This is a genomic window from Cellulomonas sp. ACRRI (assembly GCF_022346185.1).
In the GTDB taxonomy this organism is placed as follows: domain Bacteria; phylum Actinomycetota; class Actinomycetes; order Actinomycetales; family Cellulomonadaceae; genus Cellulomonas.
Genome location: NZ_JAKRMS010000118.1, coordinates 1 through 13,231, shown reverse-complemented (window position 1 = coordinate 13,231; position 13,231 = coordinate 1). Strand labels below are relative to the sequence as shown.

Here is a 13,231-nt window from a genome sequence, read left to right as displayed (position 1 = left end):
CCCGGGACCCGCGCCCGCCACCACCCGCACGAGGAGCAACGATGTCCGTGGGCACGAGCACCGCCGAGCACCCGCCCGGCATCCCGCCCGACCGGTCCGGCGAGCCGGGCGCACCCGCGCCCCGCGAGTCGCACGCGCGCGACTGGCGCGGCCTCGGCTGGGGCTTCGTCGTGAAGCTCGCGCTGATGGCGGTCGTGAACGCGGGCGGCGTGCTCGCGATCCTGTCGGCCTACCGCGCGGGCGCGTGGGTGGTCCTCGCGGCGCTCGTCGTCCTGCTCGCCGCGGCGGACTGGATCTACTTCGCCCGCCGGGCCCTGCCGCTGAAGTACCTGTTCCCCGGCCTGGTGTTCCTGGCCGTGTTCCAGATGTTCACCCTGCTCTACACCGGCTACGTCGCCTTCACGAACTACGGCACCGGCCACCTCGGCAGCATGCAGCAGGCCGTCGACGCCGCGCTGATCCAGGACGAGCGCCAGGTCGAGGGCTCGCCGGAGTACCCGCTCGCGGTGGTGCGGGACGGCGACGCGCTCGGCTTCGCGGTGAACGACGACGGCACCGTCCGGGTCGGCACCGCCTCCGCGCCGTTGGACGCGGTCGGCGGCGCGCAGGTCGACGACCGCGGCACGCCGGTCGCGGTGCCCGGCTGGGAGGTCGTGCCGCGCGCGCAGCTGTACGCGGACGCCGACCTGCAGGCCGAGGTCGTCGCGCTGCGCGTCCCGGTGTCCGACGACGCCGAGGACGGCTCGCTGCGCACCCGCGAGGGCTCGACCGCCGCGGTGTACACCTCGCGGCTCGTCTGGGACCCCGACGCGCAGACCATCACCAACACCGAGACCGGGGCCGTCTACAGCCCGAGCGACCGCGGGCAGTTCGTCGCCGAGGACGGCGAGCGGCTGGCCGCCGGCTGGTACGTCAACGTCGGGTTCGACAACTTCGTCCGCGCCTTCACCGACGCGAGCTACGCGGGGCCGCTGCTCAAGGTCGCGGCGTGGACGTTCGCGTTCGCGATCCTCACGGTGCTCACGAGCTTCGGGCTCGGCCTGCTGTTCGCGCTGATCTACAACGACCCGCGGATCCGCGGCCGCAAGGTGCTGCGGACGCTGTTCATCCTGCCGTACGCCTTCCCGGCCTTCATGTCCGCCCTGCTGTGGCGCGGCATGCTCAACGCCGAGTTCGGCGTGATCAACGACTGGTTCTTCTTCGGCGCGGACATCGGCTGGCTGTCCGACCCGTGGCTCGCCAAGGCCGCGATCCTCTGGGTCAACCTCTGGCTGAGCTACCCGTACTGGTTCCTGGTCACGACGGGCGCGCTGCAGGCGCTGCCGGGCGACGTCATGGAGGCCGCGCGCGTCGACGGCGCCGGGCGCTGGCGGCAGTTCCGGTCGATCACGCTGCCGATGCTGCTCGTGTCGACCGCCCCGCTGGCTATCGCGTCGTTCGCCTTCAACTTCAACAACTTCACGATCATCTACATGCTCACCGGCGGCGGCCCGGCCTTCCCCGGGGTCAGCACCCCCATGGGGTCGACCGACATCCTGATCTCCGCGATCTACCAGATCTCCGGGGTCTCGGGCGGCCGCGCCGACTACGGGCTCGCGAGCGCCCTGTCGATCGTCGTGTTCGTCGTGATCGGCGTCGTCTCCGGCCTGGCGTTCCGCCGGACCCGCAAGCTCGAGGAGATCTGAGATGGCTCTCGCGAACGCCGCGCAGCGGACCACCGCCCCCGCCCCGGGCCGCCCGACCCGCGCCCGTCGCGCGCGGTGGTGGGCGGAGATCGGCTGGAAGTACCCCGTGGGCCTCGTCATCGTGTTCTACGCGGTCTTCCCGCTGGTGTACGCGCTGTCCGCGGCGCTCGACCCCGCGGGCTCGCTCGCCGGGTCCAGCTCGCTGTTCCGCACGATCGGCCTGGACAACTTCGCCGCGCTCGGCGACACGCTGTACTGGACCTGGGTGGGGAACACGCTGCTGATCGGCGGCGTCGCCTCGTTCGGCGCGGTGCTCATGGGCGCCGCCGCGGCCTACGCGTTCTCCCGGTTCCGGTTCCAGGGGCGGCGCGCGTCGCTCACCTCGCTGCTGATCATCCAGATGTTCCCGCAGACCGTCGCGTTCGTGGCCGTGTTCCTGCTGCTCATCTCGCTGGGGAACGTGATCCCGGCGCTCGGCGTGAACTCGCGGGTCGCGCTGATCTGCGTCTACCTGGGCGGCGCGCTCGGGGCCAACACGTTCCTGATGTACGGCTTCTTCAACTCGGTGCCGCGGGAGATCGACGAGGCCGCGCGCATCGACGGCGCGACCCACTCGCAGATCTATTGGCGCCTGATCGTGCCGCTCGTGACGCCGATCCTCGCCGTCGTGGCGCTGCTGGCGTTCATCTCCGCCTTCGGCGACTTCATCCTGGCGCGCATCGTGCTCACGAGCGAGGAGAACTGGACGCTCGCGGTCGGGATGTACCAGTGGGTGTCCAACCAGCTGACCTCGCGGTGGGGGCTGTTCGCGGCGGGCGCCGTCATCGGCTCGATCCCCGTCCTGGCGCTGTTCCTGTCGCTGCAGCGGTACATCGTCGGCGGGCTGTCGGCGGGCTCGGTCAAGGGCTGACCGCCGCGCCCCGGGACCGTCCCGGGGCGCGGCCCCGCCGGGCACGGACGCCGGGCGGCAGGGGGACCACGGAGGGACGGGCGGGCGCGCGCTCCGGCGCGCCCGCACCACGGCGATCAGGGAGGACCGGTCGATGAGGACCAGACCACGACGGCGGGGTGCGCGCACGGTGGCGCTGGCCGCGGTGCTGACGATGACGGGGGTGGCGGGCATGACGGCAGCCGCGGGCGCGGTGCCCGCCGGCGCGGCGGTCGCCGCCGACGAGGCGGCCCCGGTGCCGGTCGAGGCGGGCATCACCGTGCCGCGCGTCGACGGGATGGGGGAGGACTGGATCAACGGCGCCGACCTCTCGAGCGTCCTCTCGCTCGAGGAGTCCGGCGTGGTGTTCCGCGACGAGGCGGGGCGGCCGGCGGACGTCTTCGACGTCCTCGCGGACGCCGGCGTCAACTACGCCCGCGTCCGGGTGTGGAACGAGCCGTTCACCAGCGCGGACCCCGCGCTCGGGTACGGCGGGGGGAACGTGGACGCCGCACGCGCCGTCGAGATCGGGCGCCGGGCGACCGCCGCCGGCATGCGCGTGCTCGTCGACTTCCACTACTCCGACTTCTGGGCGCACCCCGGGCAGCAGAAGTCGCCGCGGGCGTGGGCCGGGCTCGACCTGGACCAGCGGGTCGCGGCGCTGAAGGGCTACACGGCGGACACGCTGCGGGCCATGGCGGACGCGGGGGTCGACGTCGGGATGGTGCAGATCGGCAACGAGACGACCGGCGGCGAGATCGCCGGCGTCCAGGGCTGGGACAGCACGGCCCGGCTGTTCCAGGCCGGCTCCGAGGCGGTCCGCGAGACCCTCGGCGCCGACGTGAAGGTGGCGGTGCACTTCACCAACCCCGAGCGCGCCGGGCAGTACGCCGCGGCCGCGAAGGCCCTGCACGACCGCGGCGTCGACTACGACGTCTTCCTCAGCTCGTACTACGCGTTCTGGCACGGCAGCCTCGCCAACCTGACGGCGGTGCTCGACCAGGTCGCCACCACCTACGACAAGGAGGTCGCGGTCGCCGAGACGTCGTGGGCGTCCACCCTCGAGGACGGCGACGGGTACCCCAACGTCATCCGCACCGCGCCCGCCGCGTACCCCGCCTCGGTGCAGGGGCAGGCGCTCGCGGTCCGCGACGTGATGCAGGCGGTCGCGGACGTCTCCGGCGGGCGCGGCATCGGCACCTTCTACTGGGAGCCCGCGTGGCTGCCGGTCGGCCCGCCCGATCAGGTGGACGCGAACTGGGACCTGTGGGAGCGGGACGGGTCCGGCTGGGCCACCACCCACTCCCAGGAGTTCTACGACCCCACCGGGGCGCTGGGCGGCGAGTGGGCCGACGCGTACGGCGGCTCCTCCTGGGACAACCAGGCGCTGTTCGCGTTCGACGGCACCCCGCTGGAGTCGCTGCGGGTGTACGAGTACGCGCGCACCGGGTCGGTCGCCCCGCGCGAGGTGGACGCCGTCGAGCAGCCGCGCCTGACCGTCGTCGCCAGCGACCCCGTGCCGCTGCCCGGCACGCTGCGCGTCTCCTACACCGACGGCACCACCGAGGACGAGGCGGTCACCTGGCGGGACGACCCGTCCTGGCTCCTCGACCCCGGGACCTACACCTTCGCCGGAACGACGGCGGGCGGGCACGCCGCCACCGCGACGGTCACGGTGCTGGCCGACGCCGGGCAGGGCGAGAACCTCGTCGTCAACGGCGGGTTCGAGGACGGGGCGGCGCCGTGGACGGGCACCGGCACCGGCTACACGATCAGCTCGACGAACGACCCGTACGCCGGCCAGCGGTCCACGCACTTCTGGGCCGCCGCCCCGTACGCGTTCACGATCGAGCAGACCGTCACCGGCGTGCCGGCCGGGCAGTACCGCCTGTCGGCGCGCGCCCAGGGCGGCGACGCCGGCTCGGCGGACACGATGCAGATCTCCGCGAGCTCCGGCATCTCCTCGGTCACCGCCGACTTCCGGCTGGACGGGTTCGCCAACTGGCAGCACCCGCAGACGGACGTGCTGACCGTCGCCGCCGACGGCGTCGTCGTGGTCTCCGCCTCGCTCGCGCTGTCCGGCGGGGCGTGGGGGTCGCTCGACGCGTTCGAGCTGGTCGCGGTGCCGGACACCACCGCCGCCGACACCGCCGCGCTGCGGGGCCTCGCGGAGCGCGCGGCCGGGGTGGACCGCGCTCGGTACACGGCCGACTCGGTCGCCGCCCTCGACTCGGCGGCGGGCCGGGCAGACTTCGTGCTCCGGGCCGCAGCCCCCGGGCAGGCGACCGTCGACGGCGCGGCGGCGGCGCTGACCGCCGCCCTGGACGGGCTGGTCGCGCTGCCCGGCACGACGCCCCCGACCCCGGGGCCGACGACGCCGCCCGCGCCCGGCCCGACCACGCCGCCCGCGGCGGACGCCCCGGCCGGGACCCTGTCCGCCACGACCGTCCGGGCGGGTGGCACCGTGACGCTCACGCTGACCGGCATGCCCGGCGAGCGGGTGGAGGTCGGCATCGCGTCCGTGTACCAGCGGCTCGCCACCGCCGGGCTGGTCGACGGCGGCGCGACCGTGACGGTCACGATCCCGGCCGACCTCGCCCCGGGCCTGCACCACCTGCAGGTGCGCGACGGCGCGGGGACCGTGCTGCTCGCGCTGCCGGTGACGGTCCTCGCCGCGGACGGCGCCACCCCCGCGCCCGGTCGGCTCGCCGCCACCGGCGCCGCCGGGGCGGGGCTCGCGCTGGCGACCGCCCTGGCGCTCGTGGGCGCCGGTGGGCTGCTCCTGACCCGGCGCCGCCGAGCCGCGCGCACGGCGCCCGGGCGTGCGGGACGCTGACCGGCGGTGCCGGACCGACCCGGCCGGGATGTCCGCGCCGCCTTCCCCGGCGCGGCACCCCGGCCGGGTGCGCCCGGCGCGCTGCGGCCTGCGGGGGGTGCCGTGGCCGTAAGGTCGGTGGCCGTGGACCAGCCCCGCCGACGCCCGACGATCCGTGACGTCGCCGCGGCCGCCGGCGTCTCTCGCGGGACCGTGTCGCGGGTGCTCAACGGCGGGCACTGGGTGTCGCCCGAGGCGCTCGCGGCCGTGCAGGAGGCCATCCGGTCGACGGGGTACTCGGCGAACCAGCACGCCCGCAGCCTGGTGACGGGCCGCTCCAACTCCGTGGCGTTCCTGCTGACCGAGCCGCAGCACCTGCTGTTCGAGGACCCGACGTTCTCGATCCTGCTCCGGGCGGCGGCCGAGGCGCTCGCCGCCCGGGAGATGCCGCTGCTCCTCATGGTCGCCGGCTCCCAGCAGGAGCGGCGGCGGATCACCGACTACGTCGCCGCCGGGCACGTCGACGGCGTGCTGCTCATCTCCTCGCACCGGGGCAACCCGGTCGTCGGCGACCTGCTGCGCCAGGGCGTGCCGACGATCGCGTGCGGGGAGCCGCTCGGGTACGAGGACCGGATCGGCTGGGTGTCCGCGGACGACGAGGGCGGCGCCCGGCGGATGACCGAGCACCTGCTGTCCCGGGGCCGGTCCCGGGTCGCGACGATCACGGGGCCGATGGACACCCCCGGCGGGTTCCGCCGGCTCGCGGGGTACCGGTCGGCGCTCGGGGAGGCGTACGACGACGCGCTGGTCGCGCACGGCGACTACTCGCGGGCGTCCGGCCAGGCGGCGATGCGCGAGCTGCTCGACCGTCGGCCCGACCTGGACGCCGTGTTCGTGGCCTCGGACCTGATGGCCGCGGGCGCGCTGGTCGCGCTCCGCGAGGCGGGGCGCTCGGTGCCCGGGGACGTCGCGGTCGGCGGGTTCGACGACTCGGGGCTCGCCGCGACGCTCGAGCCGCCGCTGACCACGATGCGGCAGCCGTTCGAGCGGATCGCGTCCGAGATGGTGCGGCTGCTGCTGGAGGTGGTCGAGGGCGCCGAGCCCGCCCGGATCACGCTGCCGACGTCGCTGGTGGAGCGGGCCTCGGCCTGACGGAGCGCCGCGCAGGGCGCCGCCCCCCTGCCACACTCGGGAGATGGCCGCTGTCTCTGACGCCGAGCTCGTCGCACACCTCCGCGCCGCCCTCGACGGCCCGCTGACCAGCGCGGGGTTCGCGGCCGCGCAGGTCGGTGCCGAGGCCAGCCGGGTGTCGTCGATCCACTGCGCCGACGCCCAGCGGCTCCTCGCGCGGTACCCGTTCACCGCCGTCGCCGAGGACAGCCCCGACGACGGCGCGTGCATCGACCTGTACGTCGTCGTGGAGCGGGGCGACGTCCCACTCGTGACCGAGGCCCGGCTCGACGGTGTCGACGTCCGGGACCTGTTCCGCGCCGCGGGGCGGGACGACCTCGCCGTCGCGGCCGCAGACCTCACCGCCCGCGACGCCCGCGACGCGCTCACCCGGCTCGGCGGGTGGCTGGCCGACGTGTTCGCCTCCTCCTGACGCGGTGCCCGCCGAGACGGAGCCGCGCCTGCCACACTCGGGGCATGGCCGACCGTCACGCGCTGATGCTGCTCGACTCTGCGTCCCTGTACTTCCGGGCGTTCTACGGCGTCCCGGACTCGGTCAAGGCGCCCGACGGCACCCCGGTGAACGCGGTGCGGGGCCTGCTCGACATGATCGCCCGGCTGGTGACCGACCACCGGCCCGACCGCCTCGTCGCCTGCTGGGACGAGGACTGGCGCCCGGCGTTCCGGGTCGCGGCCATCCCGTCGTACAAGGCGCACCGGGCGGTCGGCGGGGCGGAGGCCGCGGCGGCCGCGTCGTCGGACGGCGTGGCGGTCGCCGAGGAGGTCCCGGACGCCCTCGCGCCGCAGGTGCCGGTGATCGCCGAGGTGCTGGCCGCGCTGGGCATCGCCCGCGCCGGGGCGCCTGGGTACGAGGCCGACGACGTCATCGGCACGCTCACCGCCCGCGAGGTCGCGCGGCCGGCGGGGGAGCGGACGCCGGTGCTCGTCGTGACGGGGGACCGCGACCTGTTCCAGCTGGTCGACGACGAGGCGCCGGTGCGGGTGCTCTACACGATCCGCGGGATCAAGGACATCGAGGTCGTGGACGCCGCGCGGCTGCGGGAGCGGTACGGGGTGGCCTCGGGCAGCGCCTACGCCGACATGGCCGTCCTGCGCGGCGACCCGAGCGACGGGCTGCCCGGCGTGGCCGGCATCGGGGAGAAGACCGCCGCGGCCATGCTCGCGACGTACGACGACCTGCCGGGCCTGCTCGCGGCCCGCGACGCCGGCGACCGCGGGCTGACCGCGACGCAGCGGAAGCGGCTGGTCGACGCCGAGGACTACCTCGCGGTCGCGCCCGGGGTGGTGCGCGTGGCGGCGGACGCGCCGGTGCGGCTGGCCGACGGGGCGGACCCCGCGGCCGCGGACGCGTTCACGCTGCCGCGCGAGCCCGTCGACGGGGCGGCCCTGGTCGACCTGACCGCCCGCTGGGGCCTGGCGTCGAGCGTCCGCCGGGTCCTGACGGCCCTCGCCAACCGCTGACCGCCCCGGCCCGCGGCGTCGCGCCGCGCCACGCCGCCGGGCCACGCCGCTCCGCCACGCCGCTCCGCCGCGCCACCCGGCCGAGCGGCCTACGGTTTCCGGCGCGGCCGCACCAGGTCGTCGGTGGGCGGGCCGGAAACCGTAGGCGACGCGGGCGCGCGTGCGGCGCGCGCGACCCCCGCGGCGCGCGAGAGGGGGGTCACCGCCCCCGGTGACCCCCCCGCGGTGCGGCCGGTCCTGGATCCCCCCGGCCCGTCCGCACCGCCCTCCCGCGCGGGGCGGCGGCGCCCCAGGGCGCGGACGACCCCCCGCGTCCACGCCACCGCCGCGCGCCCCGCGCGCCGACCCGCCGCGCCCGTGCCGTCCGCCCCCGGGATCGGGGGTGGCCGGCCCGCGCGCGGCGGGCGCGTCTCAGCGCACCGTGAGCACCCCGATCGTCAGCGTCGGGGTGTAGCCGCCGTCGCCGGTGTACAGCGCGGTGACCGTGGTGGTGCGGCTGACGGCCGGCAGGGTGACCGTCGCGGTCCCGTCCGTCAGCGCGACGGTCGCCACCGGCCGGATGCCCGCCAGGACCGTCACCTTGCCGCCGGCGGCCGGGGCGCCCTCGGGGCCGGCGACCGTCACGGTCACCGCGGGCGTGGCGCCCTTGGCGACCGTCCACGACGGGGTGTCCAGGCTGATCGCCGGCACGGTCGCCAGCACCCGGTAGGACCGCTGGCTGTGCGAGCCGTCGACGTCCCCGCTGCCCGTGTACACGGCGGTGAGGGTGTGCGACCCGGACTTCAGGTCGCGGGGCAGGGCGATCGTGGCGGTCGCCTGGTTCCCCGCGCCGGCGGTGAGCTCGCCGGTCGCCAGGACCGTGTCGCGCTCGCGGATCTCGACGGTGCCGGCCGGGACGGCGCCCTGGCCGGTGACGGTCACCGTCGCGCTGACCTCGGAGCCGTACCGCCCGGAGTTCTGCGACAGCGTGATCTTCGTGGTCGAGCCGGCCTTCTTCACGTCGACCGCGACCGGCGCCGACTCCGACCCGGCGAACGCCGCCGTGTCCGGCGTGAACACCGCCGTGAGGGCGTGCGACCCGCCGCCGAGCCGGACCGTCGCCGTGGCCGTGCCGCCCGAGACGGGGGCGGTGGCGACCTCGGTGCCGTCCGCGCGGAACGACACGGTGCCCGTCGCCTCGGCGGGGGACACGGTGGCGGTCAGCGTCAGGTCCTTGCCGACCTTCGCCGGCCCGGTGACCTTCAGCGTGGTGGTGGTCGCCACGGCCTCCGGCACCGCCACGTCGAGCACCTGGGCCCGCGTCGTCGGGTCGGCGTTGTGGCTGTGCAGCACCAGCAGCTGGTCCGCCGGGGCGGCCGTGGTGGTCGACCGGTGCACGGTGAGCTCGGTGGCGTCGGACGCCGCGAACCACAGCGCGTCGGTGACGCCGCCGTCGAACCAGTACGGCGGGTCGAACGGGTCGACCGTGAACGGCTCGGCCGCGTCGACCCGGCCGCTCGGGTCCGCCGCGTAGTCGGACGTCGTCCAGACGGTGACCGCCGGGGTCGCGCCGGGCTCGAGCCCGAGCGCGGCGATCCCGACCGGCGCGACCAGCACCGAGTTGTCGAACACGGTGGTGTCCACGTCGCCGAACGCGCCGTTCACGCCCTGGACGTCGAGGACGTCGCCGGTGTCGTAGTCGAACGTCGCGGCGACCGTGACGTCGGCCGCGTCGCTCAGCTTCTGCACCACCGTCTGCGCCTCGGGCGTGCCGTCGCGGTCCACGTCCCAGTCGACCACCGGGAGCACGGCCTGGCCCAGGGTGGCCCAGTCGCCGTCGACCGCGATGCCGACGCCGAGGTAGCCGTCGGCGGGGTCGCCGCCCGCGGCCGCCTGCTGCGGCGCGGTGGAGGTCCAGCCGACCCAGCGCAGGTCGCCGGACGCCACGGCGGAGTCCGAGGTGACGAACCCGGGCACGTCCTCCAGCTTGGGGCTGGTGGCCCCCAGCGTGAGCGGCGCGACCAGCGAGGTCCAGCCGCCGGAGTCGACGCCCCGGCCCGACAGGGTCAGCGCGGCGGTGCCCGCGCCGGCGTCCGCGAAGGACACCGGGTCGGCCGTCAGCTCGGAGACCAGGCGCGGGGCGGCCTGCACCGGCACCCGGAGCTCGGCGTCGCCCGAGGTGAGCACGAGCCGCCCGGACAGCGACGCCACGTACTCGCGCGGCACGCCGCCCTGGGTGGTCGCCTGGGTCGGGTCGATCTCCCGCTCCAGGGTCGCCGGGTCGGCCGTGAGCGTCAGCGTGACCAGCCCCTGCTGGCCGGCGGGCACCGTCAGCGTCGCGGGGGAGGTGGTGATCGTCGCGCCGCCGGTGGTGGTGGCCGCGGCGAAGGCGGTGTCGTACGTGACGGCCTCGGTGCCGGTGTTCTGCACCGTGACGGTCTTCTTCAGGGTGACGGCCTCGGCGCCCACGTCCACGACGCCGAAGGTCACGGACACCTGGTCCGGGTCCTCCGAGCCGTAGGCGAGCACGGTGTCCGCGACCGCGGCGCGGGCGTCCACCCGGCCGGAGCCGACCCGCTGCGGGCCGTAGGTGGTGCCGGACTGGTGCGCGCCCGTCCACACGTCGTGGGTCGCGGTGTTCATGACCGCGGCCTTGACCTGGGCCGGGGTCCAGCCGGGCTGGGTGGCGCGGACCAGGGCGGCGATGCCCGCCACGTGCGGCGAGGACATCGAGGTGCCGGACAGCGACTGCGCCGCCGCGCCGGTGCCGGACGCCGCCGAGAAGATCAGCGTGCCGGGCGCGGCCACGTCGGGCTTGATGATCCCGAGCGAGCCGTGCGCGCCGCGGGACGAGCCCGGGTTGAGCGCGTCGCCGATCTCGTCGGTGGTGACCGCGGCGGCGAGCGACGGGCCGAGGTGCGCGACGACGCCACCCGCCTGGATGGCCGGGAGCAGCGCGTCGGTCGACGACGCCGTCAGCTGCGCGCCCGGGATGGTCGCGTTGCCGGAGATGCCCGCGGAGAACACGGTCGACTCGGTGCCGATCAGCACGCCGACCGCGCCGGCGGCCTCGGCGTTGTTCCACCGGGCCACGGAGCCGCAGGCGCGGGTCGCGTCGTCGTCGTCCCACCACAGGTAGACGATGTTCCCGGTGATCTCCGCCGCGCGGTCCGTCAGCGGGGCGCAGCCGTCGACGCCGTCGCCCAGGTAGACCACGGGGGCGGTGACGTCCTCGGTGCCGGCGTAGGAGATGGAGTTCTGCGCGCCCCAGGTGCCGACGGCGGCCGGGTCGGGCGCCTCGGTGACCTCGACGCCGTCGTAGGTCTGCGGGCTGCCGACGGAGTTCGCGACGGTCAGGCCGGACGCCGCGGAGCCGGGCGAGCCGCCGACGTCCGTGATGTCCGCGGAGTTGCCCGCGCTGAGCACCGCGAGGGTGCCGAGGTCGGACAGCCGGTCGATCAGCAGGTTGTCCGGGTCGTCCGACGGGGTGGCCGAGGCGCCGAGCGACAGGTTGACCACGTCGAGGTGGTCGCCGAAGTCGCCGTCGCCGTCGGGGTCGGCGGCCCAGTCGAGAGCCAGGCCGGTGAGGTCCGTCGAGCCGCCGATGTCGCCGAACACCTTGAGGGCGTAGAGCCCGGCGCCCGGGGCCGAGCCCGGGCCGACCTGCCAGTCGGACAGGTCGGTCAGGGACGCGTAGTCGCCGGTGAACGTGGTGCCGTCGGGCTGCACGCCGTAGCCGGCGGCCGTGCCGGCGACGTGCGTGCCGTGCCCGGAGTTGTCCGACGTGTACAGGCTGTCGATCGGGTTCGCGTCCGGCGTCGGCGTGAGCGTGGCGCCGGGCAGCTCGGAGGCGGGGTCCGCGTCGTACAGCGGGCCGGCGAAGTCGTAGCCGCCCAGGTACTTCGCGGGGTCGTAGAGGCCCTCGGGGACCGGCTGCGTGCCGTCCTCGCCGTACGCCTGCTGGTACGCCTCGACGGTGCCGGGGCCGCCGAAGTCGGCGTGCGTGTAGTCCAGGCCGGTGTCGATGACGCCGATCCGGACGCCCTCGCCGGTCTGACCGGTGTCCTGCCACACCTGCAGCGCCCGGGTGAACGCGTCGGTGGAGGAGTTGTCGGCGGTCTTGGTGGTGACCCGGTACACCGCGACCACGTCGTCGGACGCGGCCAGGTCGCGGACCTGGGCGGCGTCGCCGGTGACCAGCGCGCCGGCGACGAGGTTCGACAGCGTGGCGATCCGCTCGGGCGCGACCGCGGCGGTGCGGGCGGCCGGGTCGGACTCGGCGGGGACGACCGCCTCGGCGACCTGCTCGACCTGCGCGGTCGCCGCCTGGACGGCCGCCGCGTCGCCGCCGTCCTCGGCGACGTCGAGGCCGGACGGGGCGTCGAGCTGGACGAAGGCGGTGACGGTGCCGTCGGCGTCCGCCAGGCCCGAGGAGACCTTGCCCTCGGTCCCGGCGAGCACGTCGTCCGACGCGATCGGGTCTCCCGCGCCCGCGGCCAGGCCGGGGTCCAGGGGGAGCGGCGGCGACGCGGCGCCCGGCCCGGCGGCGGAGGCGACGCCTCCGGCCCCGAGCGTGGTGGAGGCGGCCAGCGCCAGGACGGTCAACGAGGCACGGAGCGAGCGACGCGTCATGGGAATCCGTTCTTGGGGCAGGAGCAGACGTGCACCCGGTCATGACTGGACGTCATGTCCGACGGTGACTGCGGGCTCACCGTACAAACTCCCGGGCGATTCGTCACGGTTTCGCCACACATTCGTCGCTCAGCCCGTGCACAGACGTCGCTAGCATGGGTGATCGGGACCACACGGGCGCGTCACCGACGCCCGACCCCGCAGACCGCCCGGGTCGCCGCAGGCCCCGGGCCGGTTGTGGTCATCCTGTGAAGATCGGCCGCCCGCATCGTCACGGGATCTTCTCGAGTCGGTCGCCGGGCCCTTGAAGGACCCCGAGGTCCGCTGCCTAGCCTCGACGACCGTGAGTGACAGCATGCCCGCCGCGCGGCGCACGTCCCGCGGCAGGCACGCAGTCCTGCGCGACGAGCGCGACCTCGCGGCCCCGGCCGCCGCGACGACCCCGGCGCCTGCCGTTCCCGGACGGGAGGTGGGCGCCCTCGAGCCCACCGGCCGGACCGACGCCCGCACCCCCGCCCCCTCGGGGCCGAGCGCGTCGAC

8 protein-coding genes are annotated in these 13,231 nt (G+C 75.7%); 7 read left to right on the top strand and 1 reads right to left on the bottom strand.

The features are described 5' to 3' along the window. Positions 1–41 precede the first annotated feature (41 nt). From MHY85_RS16970 to MHY85_RS16945, 6 genes are all read left to right on the top strand, one after another. The gene (locus MHY85_RS16970) at positions 42–1,685 is read left to right on the top strand and encodes an ABC transporter permease subunit (protein WP_239198486.1); all 1,644 of its coding nucleotides are present in this window, start codon (positions 42–44) and stop codon (positions 1,683–1,685) included. Position 1,686: 1 nt separating this feature from the next. After that, positions 1,687–2,595: a sugar ABC transporter permease gene (locus tag MHY85_RS16965; RefSeq protein ID WP_239198483.1), complete on the top strand. Its 909-nt coding sequence runs from the start codon at positions 1,687–1,689 to the stop codon at positions 2,593–2,595. A gap of 133 nt (positions 2,596–2,728) precedes the next feature. Next, complete coding sequence (locus MHY85_RS16960; protein ID WP_239198480.1) at positions 2,729–5,449, top strand: glycosyl hydrolase 53 family protein; 2,721 nt, start codon at positions 2,729–2,731, stop codon at positions 5,447–5,449. A gap of 117 nt (positions 5,450–5,566) precedes the next feature. Then, positions 5,567–6,580: a LacI family DNA-binding transcriptional regulator gene (locus MHY85_RS16955; protein ID WP_374233927.1), complete on the top strand. Its 1,014-nt coding sequence runs from the start codon at positions 5,567–5,569 to the stop codon at positions 6,578–6,580. Positions 6,581–6,623: 43 nt separating this feature from the next. After that, the gene (locus tag MHY85_RS16950) at positions 6,624–7,031 is read left to right on the top strand and encodes a hypothetical protein (RefSeq protein ID WP_239198473.1); all 408 of its coding nucleotides are present in this window, start codon (positions 6,624–6,626) and stop codon (positions 7,029–7,031) included. A gap of 44 nt (positions 7,032–7,075) precedes the next feature. Further along, positions 7,076–8,080, top strand: a complete 1,005-nt coding sequence (locus MHY85_RS16945) for a 5'-3' exonuclease (protein WP_239198470.1) — start codon at positions 7,076–7,078, stop codon at positions 8,078–8,080. A 411-nt stretch (positions 8,081–8,491) separates the two neighbouring features. On the opposite strand, the gene MHY85_RS16940 is transcribed toward MHY85_RS16945, so the two are convergent. After that, positions 8,492–12,691 carry a S8 family serine peptidase gene (locus MHY85_RS16940; protein WP_239198467.1) on the bottom strand — a complete coding sequence of 1,400 codons (4,200 nt, stop codon included), beginning with the start codon at positions 12,689–12,691 and terminating at the stop codon, positions 8,492–8,494. Positions 12,692–13,034: 343 nt separating this feature from the next. Between MHY85_RS16940 and MHY85_RS16935 the strand changes: the two genes are divergently transcribed. Continuing rightward, a partial coding sequence (locus tag MHY85_RS16935; protein ID WP_239198464.1) for a hypothetical protein occupies positions 13,035–13,231 on the top strand: 197 nt, incomplete at its 3' end.